Below are 23,174 nucleotides of genomic sequence, written 5' to 3' on the forward strand. Positions count from 1 at the left end.
CAGCCAGTCCATCCGTGAATGCTCGACCGCCCCATCTGATGTGAAAGGATTCACAAATGCCGCGATGGCATGGACGCCAAAGAGCGGCCATGGGGCGGACGATCGTCTCGCCAATCACCAAGGCTCACCTGTTTAGCATTGGCGAAACCTGTTTGTTTTAAAGAAATACATAGCATGCTTTGGGACAAAAGCGTGTTAGGTCATCAGCTATAACAGGTGAATTTCGCATAGAAATTTCTATGGTGTAACGCCTTGCTCAGCTGCATTTTTGGAGTAGAAGCTTTTGTGTTATCAAACAAAAAAGAAGGAACGGAAAAATTTCAGATACAGCAATTTGTTATGTTCGCATTCTGATAATACTATCAACATATTGATGGACCATTATTCAACTTTCACATAGAAGCAATTACATTTACAACTGAAAAGACCAATTTGAGGATCTTTAGGTGTAACTCCCTTACGTTTAGCTTGTGAGTTAGCAACTTCTACAGCGTGCTTAATCTCATTAATTTCTTTGCTAGATAGCCTTCTCGTATGCCCATGTACAGGACATCGTTCTCGTTCTCCATCACCCGATATTCGCTCTCCTGACATATTGATGCCCTCTTTCTAATTACTACCGCTTTAAACATAACGCCGCCAGCAACTGCCGGAGTGAGTTGGAAGCTTTTTTACGTCTTTTTGCAAAAAAGAAGACAGTTTACGGAGGTCAGATTGACTGGCCTTGTTAAACATTTTAGAACTTGAGCGAATAACCACTGGAAACCCACTCATTGAAATTTTCCGCCAACAATACCATAGACTCTTTCGTTAAATCGCCGAAAGGTACCCTATAAACTGGCCAGTCTTCTGAACTTATATTATGTGTGGTATCGAAGACAATTGACTCTCCCCCACCATCTGAACCAATAGCAACCAACCCAGGCAAGTATTGCTCGTAGCAATAGGCTTCTGTTAATTCGGATATCTCTTTAGCGCTCCAGAGCACAACTGAGTCATCTGGTTCTTGCACGCCAATCGGAGTTTCTGCCCCATTAGTTTCAAGCAAGAACTTCTTATACTCACTCGGAAGATCTGTTCCTAACCATTTCTCAAGAGCCTGAATGTCTTCAGCACTTGCTGGATTTTCCGGATATTCGAATTTATCTCGATATTTGCTCATAATGCTTAACGCCCATTTAAGGGGCTGATAATCGTTTGCTAAAATTGTGTAGCGAAGCGAAGTCGAGCAAACTGTTAGCAGTCCCGCTTTAAATGCTTGTATGGGTTAACGTTTGGCTAAGGGGCAGGCTTTAACCCATCACTGAGAGCGGAGCGAACGATTTGAACCACTATTTAGGCTATCACAGTTACTCAAGGTCTACACAAACCTGCTTGTGCCATGCAGAAAGATTCGGCCATTCTTCCTTAGTGCTGCCGTTGTGAGACCAATAAATTATCTCACCCGTCTTTGCTATGCAGAAATAGTCGCCATTATCCTCGATGAATGGCAAAAGGTCTCTTGGAAGACCCATGACATTCCAGGCTGTTTCAGCAATGTCAAAGATATCAAGATGGCCAGAGCCGGGTAAAATTACCGCAGGCTCAAAGGTAGCGTTTGCAACATCGCTGCCAGACTTCAAAAATGATCGGTAGTCGTCATGAAAACTGATGCCCAGTTTGCTTTCTGCGCTAGCTATTTCGGTATCTGTCGGGTTTCGAAATGGATCGTTATTCATAATTATTGTTGCCTAACGTTAAGCGGCGTCCCAAGCCAATTTTAATTGACCGAGGCGAACAAGTGATACACTGGTGAACGTTTATCATCAACAAAAAATTTAAAATTGCTTGATATTTTTCTTAAATATTTCCGATAAAGGTTAACACAATCAGCCATATAGAAACCATCAATTTCCCCAAATTCTATTTTTACAAAACACAGATTTCCACCGCCAACCACAGTGAAATACCCTCCGCAAAAAGGACATTTTCAGACATAACTTTCTCCCCTGAAATCTATGACCGTCAATTTAGATAATGTCACGCTGATAGAACGGAATGGGGCAATATAACTAAATAGTTCTTTGGGTACTTCCAAATTAAAATGGCGGAAATCTAAGATTTCCGCCATTGTCGGATGATACGTTACTACTTAACATGAGACTCAGTATCGGGCGTTATTGCTCAACACCCCATACCGACGACTCACATTAAAGGTGACACATTAACTCGTGCGGTACTGCTTTAAAATGCCATCTAACTCGACCGAGGCATGGTGCAGATCATTGGCTAAGGTCACACTGCGCTGGGCTGTTTGTTTGATAGTTTCCGACTGATGGCGGATTTCATTCAATTGTCCGGCAATGTCGCGAGCGGCGACACTCTGCTCTTCCGCCGAGGCGGCAATTTGGCTGCTCATATCAAATACCGCATTGACCGATTGCGCCATGCCTTGAACATCATCACCGACGGCGATAATCGCACTGCGACCTTCATCGGCCTGATCGACTATCTCCATGGTAATGCTAGATAAACGAGTCGTGCCAGATTGTAAGCCTTCAATCATGGCCTGAATTTCTACCGTGGCCTGTTGAGTTCGACCCGCTAAGGTACGCACTTCATCGGCTACCACAGCAAAGCCACGACCTTGCTCACCGGCACGGGCCGCTTCAATGGCCGCATTTAAGGCTAACAAATTGGTTTGCTGGGAAATACTGTTAATAGTTGTGACTACAGCATCGATACTCGCCGCATCCTTAGACAATTGTTCCACCGATGAAAACGCCGCACCAATCTTAGTTGAGAGTAAACCAATGCTTTCCACTGTATGGCTAATACGCCCACGACTGGCCAACATTTGGCTTGAATTTTCCTTGGTTTGCAACGAAGTATTACTCGCATTAACAGAGACTTCTTCAATCGCTGAGGTCATTTGTGCCATCGCCACGGCAACGGAATCGAGGAATTGATGTTGGAACCCAATCAGTTTATCACTGGTGGCCGCCTGTTGATTAAATTCATCGGATGCCAATGATAAGGTCTGTGCATTTTTGCCAATGGCTGACACCATTTCACTCATATTGTCGGCGCAGCGATCGATTTCCCGGGCAATCAAACTGAAATCGTCAGTACCAAAGAAGTTTAATCTAAAGCTCAAATCACCATCGGCTAAGCGTTTGATGGCTAAGTACATGTCCCATAATCCACCACCGAGTGAAGTTGAAATCCAGTAACTCAGTTGGAATAAAGGCAACAAACCCACTAACGCTAACCAGAACATAAAGTTAGCATCGCTACGCGCATCGGCTTCCCACTCATGGACATTCTGCGTCAGTTGTAAGGCTTGACCTGACACACTGGCGCTGACCGTCACTTTATCCCCTTGACGCTGCGCATCACTTTGCCTTGAAGTTACAGTTAACCCGTATTGGCTGGCAAATTGAGATAAGGCGTCAGCTTGTAGCTTTTGCGCCGTTGCAACTTGCGCTAAGGTATCGACGCTAGCTTGAACCCGAGCGATTGAGGCCTGCTCAAGGTTACGGTGCGCATGTTGATAGTTGACAAGCGCCACGGCGGCCGTGATCAGCGCCACCATAGAACACACTACCCAAAACTTTCCGTTGAGACTGAACTTGATCAATATGGCATCAATGGTACGAAACTGGATTTGTTTCATCTTGATAATTCCTAAGAACAAAATGCTATTTGGCACTAAATCAGCAGTATAGCTCAGATTGTCACGACAACTATGTCAGTCATAAGATCTGAGCAGGTATTATGCTAATCCGTGCTAGCAACTTGGTTACGTGTGGCGGCAGACCACTTTTGTGTCAGAGTAACCAACTGCCCCGTTAACAGGCTCATGCTAAAACCTAATAAGCCACCAATGATCAACGACGGCACGACATTGGCCACATCACCCGCCATAGCAAAGGTAGTGCAACAGCCAATAAATGCGCCGGGAATAAAGCTAAGCTTTTGATAACTTGCCTGTAAACACATGGCCGAAGTGGCTATGCCGGTAAAAATATACCCAAATACGGGCGAAATAAAAAAGCTGCTACCCGAGATAATGAGCCAAGCCCAAAATACACCGGACAGGTTTGTGCACCACGCCATCATCACGCCCTGAAAGCCAGCCTTAGGTTGAGCAAAAAAAGTGCTACAACCTAAAAAGCCGATCCAAGTGACCAGATGAAAAGCATCTGCGACGCCACACCAAATAGCCGCCAATAGGCCGGCAGAAATAGCGACTTGCCAACGATTTTCCATGGATGACCCCTTTAGTAATTCTATTCACGGAAGTTTAATACCCTTGGGCGCTCTAAAATGTGTATTTTGAGGTGGCTTGGGTAAACATATTGGTTAAATTACCTCTATTTTGGTAACAAAAACCTGATCTATTGCTAATTTTCGGCATTAATGCCCGTAAAATCGCTAACAAGCAAATTTTTTGTGGTAAAAAAACGAAAAAAGCGCTTATTAGGCGCTTTTTTGTTCAAACGGCTTTCAGTTAACCCTCTTGCCGACACTTACACTCGCAATAGTTTATTCACGGGAAGATCGCGGATCCTCTGCCCCGTCGCCGCAAAAATCGCATTGGTTAAACTCGGGGCAACGGGCGGCACACCCGGCTCACCCACGCCCGCTGGCGCAGCATCAGACTCAATAATGATGATCTCCATATCGGGAGTTTGGGGAAGTCGCAGCAAAGGATAATCGTGGAAATTCGATTGCTGCACCTTGCCCTCTTTGTAAGTGATTTCCCCCATCAAGGCTAAACTCAAGCCAAATACAATCGCACCTTCTGTCTGTGCTTTTACCCTATCAGGGTTAACTATCGTGCCCGCATCTATGGCTGCGATGGCATTAAGCACTTTAAGCTGTTTATCCTCACTCACTTCCACCAACATAGCCACAGCGACGTAACTCACAAAACTGCGGTGCACAGCAAAACCCCAGCCCTGATTTTCACCCGCCTTGGGCGCCTTAGCTTGGGCTTTTTCGACCGCGTCGATTACCCCAAAATAGCGACTGACGTCCACGGGATGACGATCAAGATCTTCGCCATAGTTGCCATATTTAAACTGTTGGTCGGTAAAGGTCTCACGCCTTGCTTCACCTAACAGGCTACGCCACATTGCAGGGCAAGAAACCTGAGAACGATGAGCCATTTCATCGACAAAACTGCCGACACTAAAACCGTGCTGAATGTTACACACAGAGCGCATCCAACCAATACGGCTATGCGCCTGCGCTTTTACCGCTTCGTATCTTAAATTTGGCAAAGCAAAGGGCACATCCACAAAGCCTAAATCCAACTCACCGCCAGAGGGATATTCCACCCCTTCGGCAAAGGTTGAACTGATCGATGGGAATCCCGTACGGGCTAAAAGCGCGGTCGGTTTGTTATTGGCATCAAACAGTGCCTGATAGGACTGGGCGCTGATAGCATGGTAATAACCGTTTTGAATTTCATCTTCGCGGCTCCAACTCACCTTAATTGGACGCTTGAATTGCTTCGATAATAGTGCGGCTTCAACGCTAAAATCAGGTTTAGATTTACGCCCAAAACCACCACCCAATAGGGTGACATTCACTTTAATCGCATCTTCTTCCATACCTAGCGCTGCGGCCACATTTTGCTGGGTACTTTGCGGCGTTTGGGTCGATGCCCAGATTTCACAGCCCTTTTCAGTCACATGGGCGGTGGCAACGGGCGGCTCAATAGAGGAATGAATTAAATAAGGCACGGTATAAACCGCTTTTAACGTATTCGCCTCGGGCCAGTTTTTGATTTCATCACCAGCTTGACGCACGACATTACCGCTTTGCTGTACCCGCTCGACCAGTGACTTCAAATAAAGACTTGAATCATGCTGACTGTTGTCGGCCTGAGTCCAAGTGACTTTTAAGGCTTTGCGCCCTTCGAGGGCACTCCACGTGTTTGTGGCGATAACAGCTACGCCGCCCAAAGCCTGAAACGCGGGAGCGCCCTTAGCGGCTGGCAAACGATACACATCCACTACCCCAGCCACTTGACGCGCTGCGGTATCGTCCAAGCTTGCCACATCGCTCCCGAGCACCGGCGGGCGTATTATGCTGGCGTAAAGCATGCCATCGAGTTTGATATCGTAACCATAAATCGCGCTGCCACTTAACATGGCATCCATATCAACGATTTGACGTGATGCACCAATCTGCTTGAAATCTTTAACGTCTTTAAAGGTTAATGACTCAACTGCAGGTACTGGCTGCTCTGATGCGGCTAACGCTAACTCGCCAAACTTGGCCGAGCGGCCCGTTTTAGCATGCAGCACTTTATGGCTGGCGGTATGCACCTCGCTCACGGGAACTTTCCAACGTGCGGCGGCAGCCTGTTCTAGCATGGTTCTTGCCATCGCCCCCATCTGGCGCATGCGGTCGTAATTTTCGCGAATACTGCGGCTACCGTCGGTGTTTTGGCTGGCATAACGTTTATCAGCTAAACCTTGAATAGGGACAATTTTATCCCAATCCGCTTCTAACTCTTCGGCTAAGACTTGCAGAATGCCGGTTCTGATCCCCTGTCCCATCTCGGAGCGATGGCAAGTGAGGTACACTTTGTCGTCTTCACCAATGGCAATAAACAGATTCAACCGCGCTTCTTTATCCTGCGCCAGCGCCATGGGGCTCCATGTTAGTCCGCTCGCCCCTAATGCTAATCCGCCACCCACTGCGCCAAACAGTTTTAGCACGTCGCGGCGGCTGATATTTTCTACGGCAGTAAAAGTACTCATATTAGCCCTCCTGTTTGGCATAGTTTTGCAGTGCAGCTTTGATCCTAGGATAGGTTCCACAGCGGCAGAGATTACCCGACATGGCCGAGTTGATTTGTTCTGCAGAAGGTTTCGGATGCTGCGCCACTAACGCCGCAGCCGACATCAGTTGTCCCGCTTGGCAATAGCCGCACTGGGGCACGTTATGTTCGGCCCAAGCATTTTTAAGCTTTTGATTATCCAGCCCTTCAATTGTTGTCAGACGTTTTCCTTGTGCCTGCCCCAAACTGGTTAAACAGGCGCGCACAGGTTGGCCGTCTAAATGCACAGTGCAAGCACCGCATAACCCTGCACCACAACCATATTTAGTGCCCGTGAGCCCTAAAATATCCCGTAACGCCCACAGGATTGGCATCTTAGGATCGGCATCTAAGGTAAATGATTTACCGTTGATGAAAAGTGTTTGGATGGAAGCGGCGGTACTGGCTTCCTTGATAACTGCAGTGGTTGATAATACTTCTGCCATAACTCACTCCTTAAGTGCCAACCACGACGCAAGATCGGCTTGGGTATCAATATCAATTGCGGCGCGGGGTAGTGTTATAGCGACTAACGCTCCCCGCTGTGCTTGTTGTTTTAGAATCGATTTTGCCCCGCGATCACCACTCAAGTGAGTGAACTGCGGTAATGTAGAGGCATTAAAAATAGCAGGTACGCCTAAATCATCCAAATAATGGGCGGCAACGTCTTTACCGGTTTCATGCCATGTCAAAATCAGTTGTCGATAATCGTCTGCACTCAAGGCCACTTGGTCTGCCAATGTCAGCAGCATGGCATCAAAGCCCTGCTCCTTGGCATAGCTTGCCGCCAAACTCACTGAGGATGCCAAGCCTGTTTGCCACTGTGGATTAACTAAAATATCAAAGGGTTGGCGGGAATGAAGCTCGACTAATAATGGCTGCAATATGTGCTGATGAGCACCGAGTATGATTAACAAAGGCGTATGCTGGAGCGAATGAGTGTCTTGGCGATCCAAACCTAAATCTTGGTAACTAAGCTGCTGTAAACGCTCAACATGAGTGTTAATGATGGTTTGTTCGCGAATTTCCGTAGCGCTATGTGATGGTAGAAGTTGCGCTAACTTTACCCCGTCAAAGCGCTTACTCTCGCCGGCCGCAAGTACCACAATCAGCAGCCGCTTGGATGAAAGTGGCGTTTGCTCTGTCAACGTTTGCTCTGCCGACTTTGGTGCTGAAGACATTAGTACAGAAGGCTTTTGCACTGGCGGCAACATCATCAACGCATTATCTCATCGAGATGTTTTAAGGTTGCGCCATGGAGCACCCCGTGGCACTGGGCCAAAATACTTAACGCAACGGCACTCGGTAACTCGCCGCCAAGGGCAAGCCCCGCGGGAGCAGAAAATACCCCAGTAAAAGATTCAGCACTGAGCCCTGCCATTCCAAGCACTTTATCCCGTCGATGGGCAGGACCAAGCAAGGCGATATAGGCTAGCGGATGCGCTTGAATGACCTTTAATGCCGCAGCATCTAAGCCCAAGTTATGGTTCATCACCACGGCACAATCCAATTGAGCGATATGATTCGCGGTTAATTCCCCCGCGGTCAGTTTCACTATATGGGCATGGGGGAAATCCGCCGCTCTGGCATAGGCGGTACGACCATCAAAAACAGTCACTAGCCAACCTAAAGTGTGGGCCATGGCGGCAACGGGCTTAGCATCGATACCACCGCCAAAGATCCCAAGATGGAATCTTGGTCTCAAGGGAATAATCAGTGATTCTCCCGCGTCTTGGGTGAAGACGCCCGTGCGAACAAAATCGCTGGCGGGGAACGGCGTCAACTCCTCAGAATAAAACGCAGCGTGATACTGGCGCGCATCCGTCCCCGCTTTGACTAAAGGCAATTGGTAAAAACCCGACCGACCGTGGCGAAATGCCTGCACTAGCTCAACTAAGCCAAGATCATGATTCTCTTTTAGCAGAGGGATCAACATGATATCTACTATGCCACCACAACCGAGTCGATAGCTGGCATCGGACTCATCGCTTGCATCATAGGTGACACACATGACTTGCTTAGTCTGCATGGCATTTTGAGCATGGCGGCGTAAATCGGCTTCTAAACAGCCGCCACTTAACATACCCACGCCTTGACCAAACTCATGGAACAACATCATGGCGCCAGGTTTGCGATAGGCCGAACCTTGAATTTTGGTGATCACCGCAAGCACCCAAGCGTCATCCGCCAGTGGTAGCCAATGCTCTAGTAAATCTTCGATTTGGTGATCCATCCGCAAGGACTCCATTGGGTTAGGGAGATTTAAAAAATTTAATGCGCTTATCGCTATTGAAACTATCAGCCGTTAATAACGCAGCTATCGACGACTATTTGTCATCAAAGCTTGACGCAAGTTTTATCAGCAAATAAAACCGCTTCGTCAAACGCTCGCATTAAACATATGGACAACCAAGTTAGCAAAGGCGTGTGCGTATTGAAAGGAGTAATAGATTTCAGAAAGTGTTGAAGCATAAAATATGTTCAGGGGAAGTTAAAGAGGAAGAATTGACGTCCATGTCTGAGTGGCGTTTGTTCGCAAATCAACCACATTTCATCTAAAACTGGTATTCGCCCGCCTTAGTGCGCAGTATCTGGGATTGGTTGTCTAGACTAATGGATGTCGATTCAATCTGTTCGATAATCTGTGATACTTCACGGGAATTATCGCGGATCACCATCATGCTCGAAGCTATTTCTTTAGAAACTAAGGATTGTTCTTCGGTTGAAGCGGCAACCTGAGTATTGATCCCATGAATCGCTTCCGTACTATGGCGGATATCCTCAAATACTGCCACGATACGTTGCAGTTCTACCCCCGCCTTTTGCATTAGCGTCGCCGCTTGAGTCACAGATGTACCAACTTGATTAGTACGGCTTTGAAGGCTTGCGACAATATCATCGATTTCCTTGGTGGAATCTTGAGTGCGCTGGGCTAATGATCGAACCTCATCAGCTACCACAGCGAAGCCTCGTCCTTGCTCACCGGCCCGTGCGGCTTCAATCGCGGCATTCAGTGCCAGCAAATTCGTTTGCTCAGCAATCGCCTTAATCACACTCAACACATTGCTGACTTGGGTACTTTCGTTCACTAGGTGTGACATAGAGTCCTGAGTATTCCTAAACTCAGTTTCTAATACCGACATGGCTTTCAACGCTTCCGATACTGTCTGTTTACCTACAGTGACATGCGTTTCATTTTCGGCGGCGCGGCTTTCAGCATTCGAGGTGCTCTCACTCACATGTACTAAGGTCGTGGTCATTTCTTCCATCGCACTGGCGCTGGCATCCAGTTCTCTCGCCACTCGATTTGAGCTTTCACGCGAAATTTGAATTGATGCTTTAGTTTGCTTAGCTAAATCAGCCACCTCTTTTGCAATGCCATCCGTCGTCGATAATGAACTGGCAAGGGAAGAGATAAACAAGTTGATTTGATTAACGATTTCGCCAATTTCCCCCTGAGTCGTAACAGAGATCCGCCGCGCAAGATTTTTAGAACGCTGAATATCGAGCAATTCAACACAGGTCTGCACTAAGGGAGTCACAATCCTGCTCTTAACGATAATAAATCCGCCAACGGCGGCTAAAATCACGATAAATAACACCAGTTGGGACCAGTTTAATGCCGCATGCAGGGAGTCGAGTCGGTTATTCACATCACCATCGGTACGTTTATCCAATGCTGTAAAAAACTCATCAATCGGCTGCATGATCTTAGCTTTTTCTCTGTGGTATTGGTCGCTATGTAATAACTCCCTCGCCATAGTTAAGTTAGGCTCACCTTTGATCGTGTAAGTTTGGGTGTTGGGATCCATAAAAATACCTTTGACGGCATTCATGGCTTTAACTTCGAGGGCGACTAACGCATCTGAGTTTTGCTGAGCTTGTTCAAGGTAACGGAATTCTTCATCAGAAAAACCGAGGGACTTCATTTGCGTGTTTATCGCAATGCTAGCACCGTCGGGTTTTGGCTTATCGCCATAGCTCAGCACCAAATCCCAGTAAATCTGGTGATATTTTTCAGGTCTAGACTTCTCACCATTACGGATAGCCAAAATATCCATATACATTTTTTCGTATTTTTCATCACCCGTAACAGCGTAAGTTCGAGCGAGACGCGTTAGGTCATCGGAACTTTGTCTTAACTCATCGGCAACTTGATAGGACTGATATCGAACGCTAGCCGCATCATTAAAGAGATCGATTTTAGACTTAACATTGAAGCTCAATACCGCAGAAATCACGGCACTCGCGACTATGGTCGAAAAGACCACGCTCATCATTGTTTTTGTTTTCATACTTACCCCAGTAGACGGAAGAACTGCTTTAAGTCTAGAAGGAAAAACAGAAAACATAAAAAAGGTTGGTTTATTAGTTGAAATAATCATTTGATTTGCGAGTGATTATCGCTCACAAATCAAGCAATGCTGAATGGCGTCTCAATTAGAGTAAAAGTTGGTCCGCGACAAAGGGGTTATGCTCGCGCTCTTCACCAAAAGTCGACATAGGACCATGCCCAGGAATGAATTCAACCTCGGCGCCTAAGGGCCACAGTTTTTCGGTGATCGAGTGAATTAAATCCTGATGATTTGATTGGGGGAAATCAGTGCGGCCGATAGAACTTCGAAACAAAATATCCCCCACCCACGCCAACTTAGATTGGGCAGAGAAAAGTGCAATGTGTCCCGGCGTATGCCCAGGGCAATGCAGCACAGATAAACTTTGCTCGCCCACTTTAACAATATCACCATCCTGCAGATATTGATCCGGTTCAAAGGCATCACAATGGGGAAAACCAAAATTTTGGCTTTGCTTAGGTAAGTTATCAATCCAGAATTTATCGGCAATATGCGGGCCAATAATCGGCACATTGGCGGCTTTCGCTAAGGCTTTTGCACCACCGACATGATCGATATGCCCATGGGTAAGGAGGATTTTTTCGAGGACGAGTCCAAGTTTCGCCACTTCGTTTTGGATCCTGTCAATATTCCCGCCGGGATCCACGACCGCAGCACACTTGGTTTTTTCACACCAGATCAAGCTGCAATTTTGCTGAAAAGGTGTCACTGGAATAATCTGATACTTCATAGCTTCAATCTCGTGTTATCCATAAGCGATAGATTACGCTAAGAAACTCATCATGGCTCAAATTTGTATCCAAAAAATTGATCTTCACCAAAAGCTAATCAAATAATCCTAGCTTACGACATAAACTATTTTGTCTATACCCAAGTTAGCTGAAGATACGCGTTTCAGGTAGCCTAGGTTACTGCATCTTCAGCTTATTTGGGTATACAATCTGCCAATCACAATAACATGATCCTCTGCCATTAAGGTTGTTTGATGAAACCCGATATTATTCTCGCCGGAGTGCTGGCGAAGAAACACACTTTTACCTTGCCCCTCAACTATCAAAATCCAATTGCAGAGCAAATCCAAGTGTTTGCCAGAGAACTCTGTAGCCCAGAAAACAAAGATAAAAAACTACCTTATATCGTATTTTTTCAAGGCGGCCCTGGATTTGCGGCCATGCGTCCCGCCAGCAACAGCGGCTGGATCCGCCGCGCATTAAAAGAATATCGAGTGTTATTACTCGATCAACGTGGTACAGGCTTATCAACACCGATTAATTACCAAAGCCTGCAACATTTAGATCCCGCAGCTCAAGCGGATTACCTAAGCCATTTCAGGGCTGACAATATCATTCGTGATGCCGAAACGATTCGTGCCCAGCTTTGTCCCGCCGATAAGTGGGCGATTCTCGGCCAAAGTTTCGGGGGATTTTGCGTGTTACATTATTTAAGCGCCGCCCCTCAAGGCGTCAGCGAAGCCTATATTACGGGTGGCATACCATCATTAACCCGTAGCAGCGACGACGTCTATCTTGCGACTTATCAACGCGTACTGGCGAAGAATAAACAATTTTTCCAACGCTTCCACGATGCTCAACATCTCGTCACTCGCTTAGCAAAACATTTGCTTGAAAATGAAGTGTATTTGGCAACGGGTGAACGCCTCACGGTTGAAATGTTGCAACTGCTGGGTATTAATATTGGAATGGAGCAAGGGCCTGAATCGGTTTATTATTTGCTTGAACAAGCCTTGATCAACACGGCTTCAGGGACAGTCGTTAACCCGTTATTTTTAAATCATTTCGGTCAAATGCTCGATTACAACACTAACCCTATTTTTGCCCTGTTGCATGAAGCCATCTACTGTCAACACTCAGCTTCACAATGGTCTGCACACAGGGTTAGACAGCAATTCCCCGCCTTTAACTATCAACAAGGTAAACCGTTTTTATTCACAGGTGAGATGATATACCCATGGATGTTTGACCAATTTAGTCACTTAGTGCCGCTTAAAGCCGCGGCAGAAATCCTCGCCCATAAATCAGATTGGCCAGCACTTTACAATCTAGAGCAACTGGCACAAAACCGAGTCCCTGTTGCAGCGGCCATTTACAGTGAAGATATGTTTGTAGAGATGCAATACAGTTTAGAAACCACAAAACAAGTTGGCAGGCTAAAGTATTGGTTAACATCAGAATATGAACATAACGGCATCCGCATGGATGGAGAACGCATACTGGATAAGCTCATCAGCTTAAACCGAGGCGACACCTTAAGATAAATGTGAGCTTTAAGGGCTAATTAAGTTAATGCTGAGATTATATGCCTGCTCCTCATCAATTGAGTGATTTTGGCAAGCTTTAACGACCTATTTCCGTATGAGTAAACCGTTTTGGTTTACTCTTTTTTTGCCCAAATTCAGTGCTGTGAAAGCGTTATAGCTTAAGGTCTAATCTCCCCTACAACAGAATCACAACGCACTCGTGACTATTAAGCCTCTGTAGCCACTTTGCGTGTTCGACTCCTTGCGCCAGCACTAGCCACTGACTTCTTCACACTGCTTTTAGCTGTACTTGCAGTGCCTGCCCGTTTTGCCGAGCTCGAGGCTTTGCGGTAAGGCGACTTACGATAACCAGATTTATTACTTGCCGTTTTACGATAACCTTGGCCTTGTAAACCATTAAGCGCGGTTGGCAGTTGTGCGCCTGCATTCTGGATAAGCGTGGATAAGGTGCCGAGCAGTGGCTGCATAAAGGCTTGATAAGAGGTTTCTTTATGGCAAATGCCGTTCAAGCTCGCTTCCCAAAGCGCTGTCATATCCGGCGTAGTCGCACTCGCGGGCAAGCTGTTAATCAATCCTTTCCCCACGTCTGTCGAGACAATAGATTTACCTAAGCGTTGTAAAAAACCGCGTTTGAACAGCAATTCGATAATACCTGCACGGGTGGCCTCTGTACCTAATCCGTCGGTTTCTTTAAGAATTTTACGGATCTCAGGATCGGTCACATAACGGCTAATACCCGTCATAGCACCGAGTAAAGTGGCATCGTTAAAGGCCTTTGGTGGTTGAGTATTTTTCTCCAACAATTCGCCTCGAGTACAATGCAAGGCCTGTCCCAATTTCAAAGGTGGTAATTGACCGATAAACTCGTCATTCTCCTCATCGTCCTTACCTGTGCTTTCTTCCGTCGACTTGTTGCCACTCACCTTACTGCCATTTGGCTCTTGGCGGGCAAAGAGTTGCTTCCAGCCGAGGGATTTATCCTGACGCGCCTTGGTATTAAATAAGCCACCCTCGATTGTCACTTGCACTGTGGTTTCACTGTAACAATAAGCCGGATAAAACTGGGCTAAGTACTGGCGAGCAACATGAAGATATAACTGCCTCTCACGCTGACTCAAGCTAGATAAGTTAGCCGTCTTCTCTGTGGGGACGATTGCGTGATGGGCGTCCACTTTTTTATCATCCCATGCTTTAGATTTAAGACGGGGATCGGGTGCATCAGCACCTTGCAATAACTCAGCAGCACCGTCACTTATCGCCTTAAGTACCGAAGGCGCAAGGTTATGTTGCTCAACGGGTAAATAACGACTGTCGGAGCGTGGGTAAGTAATGAGTTTATGACGTTCATACAAACTTTGGCAGGTATCGAGCACATCCTTAGCACTCATGCCAAACCGTTTCGCCGCATCAATTTGCAACGCGGATAAGCTGTAGGGCAATGGTGGATTCTGTTTCTTGTCCTTAGCCACTAATTGAGTGACTAAGGCGGGTTTATCACTGATGCGACTCACCACATTTTGCGCTAACCCTCTCACTAACACTCGTCCTTCTTCATCCATATAGGGCTGACAAGCTTCGCTAGGTTGCCACTTGGCGCTGAAGGTTTCTTGCTTCTCGGTCGCCAAATGCGCCAGTACTTCATAAAAAGGTTTAGATTGAAAGTGGGCAATCTCTTCATCACGGCGCACCACTAGCCCAAGCAATGGCGTTTGTACTCGGCCGACGGATAACACGCCTTGATAACCGACCTTTTTACCTTGGATGGTGTACGCACGCGTCATATTCATGCCATAGAGCCAATCGGCACGACTGCGGGCTAAGGCCGATGTGGATAAAGGAATAAACTCGCGATTACTGCGTAGCTGCGTTAGAGCCCGTTTTACAGCTTGTGGGTTTAAGTCACTGATCAGTAAACGCTGGGTTTGATGTAGCTTGTCCCCCGTCACGCCAAGATAGGCAATCACTTCATCCACGAGTAACTGCCCTTCACGGTCGGGATCGCCCGCGTTAACCAGCGTGTTGGCTTGTTTGACTAATCGTTTAAGCACTGTGAGTTGGCTGCGGGTTGCGGCCTTAGGTTTTAGTTGCCACTTGTCTGGCACTATTGGCAAATGCTCGAATTTCCAAGACTTAAATTCGGGATTATAGGCATCAGGTTCTGCTTGCTCGAGCAAGTGACCAACGCACCAAGACACACAATCGCCATTGGCGGCTTCGATAAATCCATCGCCTTTTTTATGGGGTTTAGGCAATACATCGGCAATGGCCCGCCCTAGGCTAGGTTTTTCTGCGATATAGAGAATCATACAAACACCAAGCACTGGATATAATTACAGTATAATTTAGCCCAAACGCCAGTTGAGTGCAAATTTCTGTAGTAAACCGAGCTTAAATGTAAAAGCTTAAGTGTAAATTCAATTGCGAATGATTCTCAACAAGGCATAAGATACACTAAATAACTAAGGAGTGACTATGGGACAGTTTGCAATAAATGCGCGACAGGCTATGACAATAACTCCAGCATTAATATTAAGATTCAATCAGTTATTGATATTCCATAGCTTAATGTTACTCGCAATAAGCATGCTCACCAGTACCTGGCTGGGACAAATGAAAATCATCGATATGCCGTTAGCATGGGGATTCATTCTCGTCATTCCTATTGCTGTGAGTTTATCTCTATTACTCAGCCATCAAATCACGCGCCATAGCTTAAGCAGCTTATTCGGCGTGTGGATGCTACTTTGGGTAATGGGATAACTGACATTCATAATAAATCACTACCGTATTTCGAGTTAACTCGCCCCTCCGCTCTATTTACCCATGCTAAAACTCAATTTCAAAACACATTGGTTTCAAATATTTAACACTTTAACTATGAAGCTCCCTAAAAAATAGTTATGTTGAGTATCTTGGATATTTACAAAAAATGTCTTAATCAAAAGTGAATGTCCTAACTCAACATCTGTTGAATAACCGTAAACCTAAAAACTCTGCTAAAACAACACAATAAAGGAATCGGAGTCTATGAATGAGATTGTCAACGCGATCAATAGTGTAATTTGGAGCCCTGCACTTATTTTTCTTTGCCTAGGTGTAGGGCTCTATTTCTCCCTTCGCACTCGATTTTTACAGCTGCGCCATCTGCCAGAAATGATACGCCTGATGTTTGATGGTAAGAGTACTGATGCGGGAGTCTCGTCTTTTCAAGCACTCGCGATGACATTAGCGGGTCGAGTCGGTACAGGTAACATTGCAGGGGTTGCCACAGCAATCACCTTTGGTGGTCCTGGCGCTTTATTTTGGATGTGGATGGTTGCCTTTCTCGGTGCCAGCTCCGCTTTCGTTGAATCTACCTTAGGTCAAGTCTATAAAGAAAAAATCAATGGTGAGTATCGCGGTGGACCTGCTTTTTATATTGAAAAAGGCTTAGGCATGAAATGGTATGCATGGGTATTTGCAATTGCGACCATATTTGCCTGCGGGATCCTGCTGCCGGGCGTACAAGCTAACTCGATTGGTTCAAGTTTAAAAACTGCTTTCAACATAGATCCTAATGTGACTGCAGCCATACTGGCTATGCTTCTTGGTTTTATTATTTTTGGCGGTGTAAAACGTATCGCTCACTTTGCCAGTGCCGTCGTCCCCTTTATGGCACTGGGTTACATCATAGTGGCTTGTGTCATCATAGCGCTAAATATTGGCCAGCTACCGAGTATTTTATGGTTAATTATCAAAAGTGCCTTTGGCTTTGATGCGGGTTTTGGTGCCATTTTAGGCTTAGCCATCATGTGGGGGGTAAAGCGGGGGATTTACTCCAACGAAGCGGGTCAAGGTACAGCGCCACACGCCTCATCTGCAGCGGCGGTAAGCCATCCAGCCAAACAAGGGTTAGTTCAAGCTTTTTCTGTGTATATCGACACCTTATTCGTTTGCTCTGCAACTGGTTTCATGCTGCTTATTACAGGACTGTATAATGTTCAGGGCCCTGACGGTGCGGCGCTCTATACCGGCATTGCCGGAGTCGCTGCAGGACCAGGCTACGTACAAACGGCAATGGAAAGTATGATGCCAGGATTTGGCAATATCTTTGTGGCTATCGCACTGTTCTTCTTCGCCTTTACGACCATAGTGGCTTATTACTACATTGCCGAGACCAACATTGCCTATATTAACCGTAAAGTAAATCATCCTTGGTTCATGGTCGTTCTCAAAGTCGTGATCATTGGCTCAACCGTATACGGCACAGTTAAAACGGCTGATATGGCTTGGGGAATGGGTGACATTGGTGTCGGACTCATGGCATGGCTCAATATTATTGCCATTATTCTATTAAGGAAAACCGCATTCACTTGCCTTAAAGATTATGAATCACAACAAGCACTCGGCATAGAGCCACTTTTTGACCCGGTAAAACTGGGGATTAAAAATGCGGATTACTGGGTTGAACGCAAACACGCTGAAGAAAATGTAATGACTGAAACAGCGCAACGTATAAATACGTAGACGTTACCACTATGCTCCGTTAAGCAAATATAAGCCATTAAAAAGCCAGTGATTTCTCACTGGCTTTTTTGTATCGTTTAGAACAAAAAGGACACAAATTTTACGATACTGAATGACCCACAATCCTTATGGGTGACAGACGTTATGCAGCTCTAAGTTAGTGCCGATATCTTTATTTCGATCGGCTTTAGCATCGTCATTACGCAGTTGCGTCAAGTGATCTAAATACGCTTGGTCAACGTCGTTCGTGATGTAGTGACCATCAAATACGGACGTTTCGAAACGTTTAATCGCAGGATTCTCCATTCTTACCGCTTCAATTAAATCGGGTAAGTCTTGGAAAATAATGCCATCAGCACCAATTAACTTGGCGATTTCATCGGCATCACGACCGTGTGCAATAAGCTCATTCGACGTTGGCATATCAATACCGTACACGTTCGGGAAACGAATTTCCGGTGCGGCAGAGGCAAAGTACACTTTCTTAGCACCTGCTTCACGGGCCATTTCGATGATTTGCTCTGAGGTCGTACCGCGAACGATAGAGTCGTCCACCAACAGGACATTTTTGCCTTTGAACTCAGTGTTAATGGCATTCAACTTACGACGCACTGACTTCTTACGCTCCTGTTGACCAGGCATGATGAAGGTACGGCCAATATAACGGTTTTTCACAAAACCTTGGCGGTACGGTAAGTCCATGCAACGGGCAATCTCCAGCGCGATATCGCAAGAGGTTTCAGGAATAGGAATAACCACGTCGATATCGTGATCATACCATTCTTTCTTAATCTTCTCGCCAAGCTTAGCGCCCATGTTGACGCGACTTGCATATACAGACACTTTGTCGATCGTCGAATCTGGACGGGCAAAATAGACGAATTCGAAGATACAAGGTGCATAGCTAGGCTCGGCTGCACATTGACGGGTATACAGCTGACCGTCAATTGAAACATAAATCGCTTCACCCGGTGCTACATCACGCATCACTTCAAAGCCAACGGCATCAAGTGCCACACTTTCAGAAGCCACCATGTATTCAGTGCCAGTGGCAGTTTCGTGCTTACCTAATACCAAAGGACGAATACCAAATGGGTCACGGAACGCGACTAAGCCTTGACCAATAATCATGGCAACAACCGCGTAGGCGCCACGAGCTTGTTGGTGTACGTTAGCGACCGCATCGAACACTTCTTCCGACGTCAGGGTCAAACTCGTGGTTTTTTGCAGTTCGTCGGCCAACAGGTTTAACAAGACTTCAGAATCCGAAGTGGTGTTCACGTGGCGACGTTTTTTGATCAGCCCTTCGGCTAATTCGACTGTGTTGGTTAAGTTACCGTTATGGGCTAATGAGATCCCAAATGGCGAGTTAACATAGAAAGGCTGCGCTTCAGATGCGCTTGAACTGCCCGCAGTTGGATAACGCACATGGCCAATACCAGCATTACCTTGTAGGCGTTGCATATGTTTGACTTCAAAAACGTCTTTAACCAAACCATTGGCTTTACGTAGTCTGAAAGCACCACGATCAATGGTCACAATACCTGCCGCATCCTGACCTCTGTGCTGCAACACTGTCAGTGCATCATAAATGGTCTGATTAACCGATGATTGGCCAACTATTCCGACGATACCACACATGGGTAAGCTTCCTCATTGTAAGATGTTCTATCACTTAGGATTATTTTATTTTCTTTCTTATAGTTTGGGTACAAAGCTGGAGGTATTTTCCAAATAGTCAAAAAACCATTGAATAACAACGCCAAATTCGGGTACTAGCACAGAATCTTTCCACCATTGGGAGTTGGGAGAGCCTGTAAAAGCATCCATGAAAAACAACAAGGCGCTCACAATAAGCGCGCCTCGAATAGCACCGAAGCACAAGCCCAAAAGCCTGTCAGTGCCAGATAATCCGGTTTTGACAACAAGTTGTCCGAGAATATAGTTAACTAAGGCACCGAGTACCAAAGTGGTAATAAAGAGGATGGCAATAGAAACGCCATTACGCAGCATCTCATCGTTCATTTGTGTTAAGTGAACGGCAAGATCTTGGTAAAATTGGCTGGCAACAAAGAAAGCCGCAAACCATACCACTAAGGACATGGCTTCTTTGGCAAATCCACGGATCAGACTGATGAGAGTCGATAATCCGATGACGAATATGATAGCGTAATCAATCCAAACCATTGAGATGGCTTTCCGACATGGGCTTTAAGACGGCGCGATTCTACCAGAGACTGAAACGATTCTCACCCCTAGTGAGGTAAATAAATCATTTTCAGTCTCGTGTGTTGTATCACCATTAAGATTCTAAGGGATTAAAAGGAACAATCCAGCCCTTGAGACGTGTAAGGTTTTCCACCTCAACCTGTACTTTCTTCAGCTTTGCCTCAGACACATCGGGTCCGACAAACACTTTAGTTAATACGCCATCTTTAGGGTTTTCAGGAATAGTGTACGCTTTAAAACCACTCTTACGCAGCTGTGCAACCAAGGCTTTAACATTCGTTGCGTTGTTAAAACTGCCAAGCTGCAAGGTAAAGCCACTTTTCAAGCTGTCACGGCTGACCACTTTAACGGCATCCTCTTTGGCTGCACTGGCTTTGGGCGTTTCTGCTTTAGGCTTTTCAGCCTTAGCCACAGTAGTCGCTTTAGCGTCCGCTTTTTTAGCCGGCTCAGTTTTTACAGTGGCTTTAGGCGGCTCTTTTTTAGCTTCAGGTTTCGTTTCAGGCTTAGGCTCTGCTTTTTTTACATCAGGCTTAACGTCTTTCTTAACATCTTGCTTTGCGACTTCGATTACTGGCGCAACGGCAGACTTTTCATTGTCAGCATTAACTGGCATTTCGGCTAAGGCGACCTCAGTCCCATTCAGCGCAGCAGCATCCTCGGCCGACAAGACTTCAAACATATCATCGTCGGCTTTTTGCTGCTCAATCACGGTCGGGCGCAAAGGAATTTCGGAAAACTGCTCTTCTTGGCGATCTTTTTTGCCATCCAAAATATCCGGCAAAAAAATTACCCCAAGCGCAACCAGCACTACAGTGCCGACTAAACGATTATGAAACTGGCTAGACAAAACTGACTTCCTGCATAAATTGAGACTTAAAACCTGCCACAGTGTAAAAGGAGCCAAACACAATTACCACATCATCTGGGTTAATTTGCGCTTTTAATGCAGACCAAGCCTCAGATATGTCCTCAAACTCAAATGCAGCAGCCTCAGTGGCTAATGTTTTGCGTAGCATGGCCGAACTCGCGCCACGCTCACCGTGCAGACTGACCAAATACCAAGTGTCGATCAGTGGGTTGATCACAGGCAACACACCTGCGATATCTTTATCCTTCAACATGCCGCAAAGGGCGAAGACGCACTTACCCACAACGATTGGCGCTAATTGTTGTACCAAAAACCGCGCCGCATGGGGATTATGGGCAACATCGAGTAACACTAACGGCTTCTCACTCACCCGCTCTAATCGACCCGTTAACCGAGCCGTGCTAATACCCTCAGCAATAATTGAAGGCGTGATATCCGGCCAGCCCTGTTCAATCACTGCCAATACAGTCGCCGCATTAGGTAATGGCAAAGTTGGTAACGCTAAATCGTGCAGTTTGAGCACTTGACCTTGAAAATCCCACAGATTGCCATGGGCTTGATAACTGAATTCGTTACCGACGCGATACAAGATGGCGCCAACCTCATTGGCGACATCATTGACAGTGTGTGGCAAGTTGGGTTCACCTACAATGGCAGGTTTACCACGGCGGAAAATGCCCGCCTTTTCACGGCCCACAAGCTCACGGGTATTACCGAGATAACTTTCATGGTCTAAATCGACCGACGTCAGTACGCTAATGTCGGCATCGATAATATTGGTGGCATCTAACCGTCCACCTAAACCGACTTCTAAGATAACCACGTCAAGCTGAGCGGCTTTAAAGAGTATCAAGCCTGCGAGCGTAGCATACTCAAAAAAGGTCAGAGAAATATCGCCGCGCGCGGCTTCAATTTGCTCAAATGCCGTAACAAAACCGCTATCACTGACATCGCTACCATTGATACGCACTCGCTCGTTGTACTTCAGCATGTGTGGCGAACTGTATACGCCAACCGTCAAACCCGATAAGTGCAGAATATTTTCGAGCATGGCGCAGGTGGTGCCTTTGCCGTTTGTCCCCGCCACGGTCACTATCTTGGTTGGACCTAAATCCAAAAGACCAAGGGTTTGCGCGACCTTAGAGACACGGGTTAACCCCATATCGATTTCGGTTGGATGTATAGATAGCAAATAATCCAACCACTGTTCCAATCCTGCATTTGGCGCTGGTACTGTAAGCATGTCCGTATATCCTCGTATTCGATTATCTCTCAAATAAGATCTTTTCAATCCAACATGAATAATGGCCCAAGGGCGAGCTTAGGTAATTGATATTGTTCTGGATAAGTCACATCAACTAAATAGAGTCCATGGGGTTTAGCCGTTGCTGCGGCTTGGTTTCTGTCTTTTAACGCGAGCAAATCGCCCATCCAAGTCAGTGGCTGATTACCTAGACCGATTTCTAACAATGAACCGACAATATTGCGCACCATGTGATGCAAGAAAGCATTCGCGGCGATATCAACAATCACATACATACCTTGGCGCGTGACATTAACGCAATGCACATTACGAAACGGTGTTTTCGACTGACACTGAACAGCGCGAAAGCTAGTAAAATCCTGCTCACCCAAGAGTGCCTGTGCCGCTTGGTGCATTTTGTCAGCATCGATATTGCCGTGATAATGGCTTACACCATGGCGTAAAATCCCAGGCCGAAAAGTGTGATTATAAATCACATAGCGGTAGCGTCTGGCGGTGGCCGAAAAGCGCGCATGGAAACTGTCGTCGACTTCTTTGACCCAACGAACGGCAATATTGTCGGGCAAATTAGCATTCACCCCTAAGGTCCATGCGCCTTCATTACGAATAGCATTGGTTTCAAAATGGACCACTTGGCCTGTGGCATGCACGCCCGCATCGGTACGGCCAGCGCAGAAGACGCCGATAGGCTCATTGGCCACTATCGATAACGCCCGTTCTAATTGCCCTTGTACTGAATCGACTTCGGCCTGACGTTGCCAGCCAAAATAACCATTACCGTCATATTCAATACCTAATGCAATCCGCATCCACTTATCCTCACAATTGATTTAGCGGCGCATTTTATCACAGCAGCC

Annotated in this window: 19 protein-coding genes; 3 read left to right on the top strand and 16 right to left on the bottom strand. The window is 46.3% G+C overall.

Features of this window, described 5'->3' with window-relative positions:
* Positions 1-736: 736 nt before the first annotated feature.
* The 10 genes from L5L91_RS13760 to L5L91_RS13805 all read right to left on the bottom strand — a co-directional run bounded on the left by L5L91_RS13760 (position 737) and on the right by L5L91_RS13805 (position 11,902).
* Positions 737-1,162: an SMI1/KNR4 family protein gene (locus L5L91_RS13760; RefSeq protein ID WP_105252108.1), complete on the bottom strand. Its 426-nt coding sequence runs from the start codon at positions 1,160-1,162 to the stop codon at positions 737-739.
* 187 nt (positions 1,163-1,349) lie between these two features.
* Positions 1,350-1,718, bottom strand: a complete 369-nt coding sequence (locus L5L91_RS13765) for an SMI1/KNR4 family protein (RefSeq protein WP_028761011.1) — start codon at positions 1,716-1,718, stop codon at positions 1,350-1,352.
* A gap of 485 nt (positions 1,719-2,203) precedes the next feature.
* The gene (locus L5L91_RS13770; protein ID WP_263139063.1) at positions 2,204-3,655 is read right to left on the bottom strand and encodes a methyl-accepting chemotaxis protein; all 1,452 of its coding nucleotides are present in this window, start codon (positions 3,653-3,655) and stop codon (positions 2,204-2,206) included.
* 104 nt (positions 3,656-3,759) lie between these two features.
* Positions 3,760-4,251, bottom strand: a complete 492-nt coding sequence (locus L5L91_RS13775) for a DUF1097 domain-containing protein (RefSeq protein ID WP_113940728.1) — start codon at positions 4,249-4,251, stop codon at positions 3,760-3,762.
* Positions 4,252-4,511: 260 nt separating this feature from the next.
* Complete coding sequence (locus L5L91_RS13780) at positions 4,512-6,758, bottom strand: xanthine dehydrogenase family protein molybdopterin-binding subunit (protein WP_263236878.1); 2,247 nt, start codon at positions 6,756-6,758, stop codon at positions 4,512-4,514.
* Position 6,759: 1 nt separating this feature from the next.
* Positions 6,760-7,263 carry a (2Fe-2S)-binding protein gene (locus L5L91_RS13785; RefSeq protein ID WP_263139066.1) on the bottom strand — a complete coding sequence of 168 codons (504 nt, stop codon included), beginning with the start codon at positions 7,261-7,263 and terminating at the stop codon, positions 6,760-6,762.
* Between the two features lie 3 nt (positions 7,264-7,266).
* Entirely contained in the window at positions 7,267-8,034 is a 768-nt protein-coding gene (locus tag L5L91_RS13790; RefSeq protein ID WP_263220910.1) for a nucleotidyltransferase family protein, read from the bottom strand.
* On the bottom strand, positions 8,034-9,050 hold the full coding sequence (locus L5L91_RS13795; RefSeq protein WP_263139069.1) for an XdhC family protein: 1,017 nt from the start codon (positions 9,048-9,050) through the stop codon (positions 8,034-8,036). Before L5L91_RS13795 ends, L5L91_RS13790 begins: the two co-directional genes overlap by 1 nt.
* A gap of 322 nt (positions 9,051-9,372) precedes the next feature.
* Positions 9,373-11,112 (bottom strand): methyl-accepting chemotaxis protein, encoded by a 1,740-nt coding sequence (locus L5L91_RS13800; protein WP_028761018.1) that lies wholly within the window; start codon positions 11,110-11,112, stop codon positions 9,373-9,375.
* A 145-nt stretch (positions 11,113-11,257) separates the two neighbouring features.
* On the bottom strand, positions 11,258-11,902 hold the full coding sequence (locus L5L91_RS13805) for an MBL fold metallo-hydrolase (protein ID WP_113940724.1): 645 nt from the start codon (positions 11,900-11,902) through the stop codon (positions 11,258-11,260).
* Positions 11,903-12,157: 255 nt separating this feature from the next.
* On the opposite strand from L5L91_RS13805, the gene L5L91_RS13810 reads away from it, so the two are divergent.
* On the top strand, positions 12,158-13,447 hold the full coding sequence (locus tag L5L91_RS13810) for an alpha/beta fold hydrolase (protein WP_219253828.1): 1,290 nt from the start codon (positions 12,158-12,160) through the stop codon (positions 13,445-13,447).
* Positions 13,448-13,656: 209 nt separating this feature from the next.
* Here the strand turns inward: L5L91_RS13810 and L5L91_RS13815 are convergent, their stop codons facing one another.
* The gene (locus tag L5L91_RS13815) at positions 13,657-15,756 is read right to left on the bottom strand and encodes a DNA topoisomerase III (protein ID WP_263236881.1); all 2,100 of its coding nucleotides are present in this window, start codon (positions 15,754-15,756) and stop codon (positions 13,657-13,659) included.
* A 166-nt stretch (positions 15,757-15,922) separates the two neighbouring features.
* Between L5L91_RS13815 and L5L91_RS13820 the strand changes: the two genes are divergently transcribed.
* On the top strand, positions 15,923-16,210 hold the full coding sequence (locus tag L5L91_RS13820; RefSeq protein WP_263163395.1) for a hypothetical protein: 288 nt from the start codon (positions 15,923-15,925) through the stop codon (positions 16,208-16,210).
* Between the two features lie 267 nt (positions 16,211-16,477).
* The gene (locus L5L91_RS13825) at positions 16,478-17,956 is read left to right on the top strand and encodes an alanine/glycine:cation symporter family protein (RefSeq protein WP_263236883.1); all 1,479 of its coding nucleotides are present in this window, start codon (positions 16,478-16,480) and stop codon (positions 17,954-17,956) included.
* Between the two features lie 126 nt (positions 17,957-18,082).
* On the opposite strand, the gene purF is transcribed toward L5L91_RS13825, so the two are convergent.
* The 5 genes from purF to truA all read right to left on the bottom strand — a co-directional run bounded on the left by purF (position 18,083) and on the right by truA (position 23,126).
* Positions 18,083-19,597: an amidophosphoribosyltransferase gene (gene purF, locus L5L91_RS13830; protein WP_028761029.1), complete on the bottom strand. Its 1,515-nt coding sequence runs from the start codon at positions 19,595-19,597 to the stop codon at positions 18,083-18,085.
* Between the two features lie 57 nt (positions 19,598-19,654).
* Complete coding sequence (locus L5L91_RS13835) at positions 19,655-20,143, bottom strand: CvpA family protein (RefSeq protein WP_028761030.1); 489 nt, start codon at positions 20,141-20,143, stop codon at positions 19,655-19,657.
* A 115-nt stretch (positions 20,144-20,258) separates the two neighbouring features.
* Positions 20,259-21,032, bottom strand: coding sequence for an SPOR domain-containing protein (locus tag L5L91_RS13840; RefSeq protein ID WP_028761031.1), 774 nt, complete (start codon positions 21,030-21,032; stop codon positions 20,259-20,261).
* A complete protein-coding gene (gene folC, locus L5L91_RS13845) occupies positions 21,025-22,296 on the bottom strand; it encodes a bifunctional tetrahydrofolate synthase/dihydrofolate synthase (RefSeq protein ID WP_263163396.1) in 1,272 nt (423 codons plus the stop codon). The genes L5L91_RS13840 and folC overlap by 8 nt, the downstream gene beginning before the upstream one ends.
* Positions 22,297-22,340: 44 nt before the next feature.
* The gene (gene truA, locus L5L91_RS13850) at positions 22,341-23,126 is read right to left on the bottom strand and encodes a tRNA pseudouridine(38-40) synthase TruA (protein WP_028761033.1); all 786 of its coding nucleotides are present in this window, start codon (positions 23,124-23,126) and stop codon (positions 22,341-22,343) included.
* Positions 23,127-23,174 lie beyond the last annotated feature (48 nt).

The organism is Shewanella sp. SM55 (assembly GCF_025654025.1).
In the GTDB taxonomy this organism is placed as follows: Bacteria; Pseudomonadota; Gammaproteobacteria; order Enterobacterales; family Shewanellaceae; genus Shewanella; species Shewanella oncorhynchi.

What these genes read in the sequence shown, in the direction of transcription:
- L5L91_RS13760 (WP_105252108.1), bottom strand. Translation starts at nt 1,162, where the DNA reads ATGAGCAAATATCGAGATAAATTCGAATATCCGGAAAATCCAGCAAGT.
- L5L91_RS13765 (WP_028761011.1), bottom strand. Translation starts at nt 1,718, where the DNA reads ATGAATAACGATCCATTTCGAAACCCGACAGATACCGAAATAGCTAGC.
- L5L91_RS13770 (WP_263139063.1), bottom strand. Translation starts at nt 3,655, where the DNA reads ATGAAACAAATCCAGTTTCGTACCATTGATGCCATATTGATCAAGTTC.
- L5L91_RS13775 (WP_113940728.1), bottom strand. Translation starts at nt 4,251, where the DNA reads ATGGAAAATCGTTGGCAAGTCGCTATTTCTGCCGGCCTATTGGCGGCT.
- L5L91_RS13780 (WP_263236878.1), bottom strand. Translation starts at nt 6,758, where the DNA reads ATGAGTACTTTTACTGCCGTAGAAAATATCAGCCGCCGCGACGTGCTA.
- L5L91_RS13785 (WP_263139066.1), bottom strand. Translation starts at nt 7,263, where the DNA reads ATGGCAGAAGTATTATCAACCACTGCAGTTATCAAGGAAGCCAGTACC.
- L5L91_RS13790 (WP_263220910.1), bottom strand. Translation starts at nt 8,034, where the DNA reads ATGATGTTGCCGCCAGTGCAAAAGCCTTCTGTACTAATGTCTTCAGCA.
- L5L91_RS13795 (WP_263139069.1), bottom strand. Translation starts at nt 9,050, where the DNA reads ATGGATCACCAAATCGAAGATTTACTAGAGCATTGGCTACCACTGGCG.
- L5L91_RS13800 (WP_028761018.1), bottom strand. Translation starts at nt 11,112, where the DNA reads ATGAAAACAAAAACAATGATGAGCGTGGTCTTTTCGACCATAGTCGCG.
- L5L91_RS13805 (WP_113940724.1), bottom strand. Translation starts at nt 11,902, where the DNA reads ATGAAGTATCAGATTATTCCAGTGACACCTTTTCAGCAAAATTGCAGC.
- L5L91_RS13810 (WP_219253828.1), top strand. Translation starts at nt 12,158, where the DNA reads ATGAAACCCGATATTATTCTCGCCGGAGTGCTGGCGAAGAAACACACT.
- L5L91_RS13815 (WP_263236881.1), bottom strand. Translation starts at nt 15,756, where the DNA reads ATGATTCTCTATATCGCAGAAAAACCTAGCCTAGGGCGGGCCATTGCC.
- L5L91_RS13820 (WP_263163395.1), top strand. Translation starts at nt 15,923, where the DNA reads ATGGGACAGTTTGCAATAAATGCGCGACAGGCTATGACAATAACTCCA.
- L5L91_RS13825 (WP_263236883.1), top strand. Translation starts at nt 16,478, where the DNA reads ATGAATGAGATTGTCAACGCGATCAATAGTGTAATTTGGAGCCCTGCA.
- purF (WP_028761029.1), bottom strand. Translation starts at nt 19,597, where the DNA reads ATGTGTGGTATCGTCGGAATAGTTGGCCAATCATCGGTTAATCAGACC.
- L5L91_RS13835 (WP_028761030.1), bottom strand. Translation starts at nt 20,143, where the DNA reads ATGGTTTGGATTGATTACGCTATCATATTCGTCATCGGATTATCGACT.
- folC (WP_263163396.1), bottom strand. Translation starts at nt 22,296, where the DNA reads ATGCTTACAGTACCAGCGCCAAATGCAGGATTGGAACAGTGGTTGGAT.
- truA (WP_028761033.1), bottom strand. Translation starts at nt 23,126, where the DNA reads ATGCGGATTGCATTAGGTATTGAATATGACGGTAATGGTTATTTTGGC.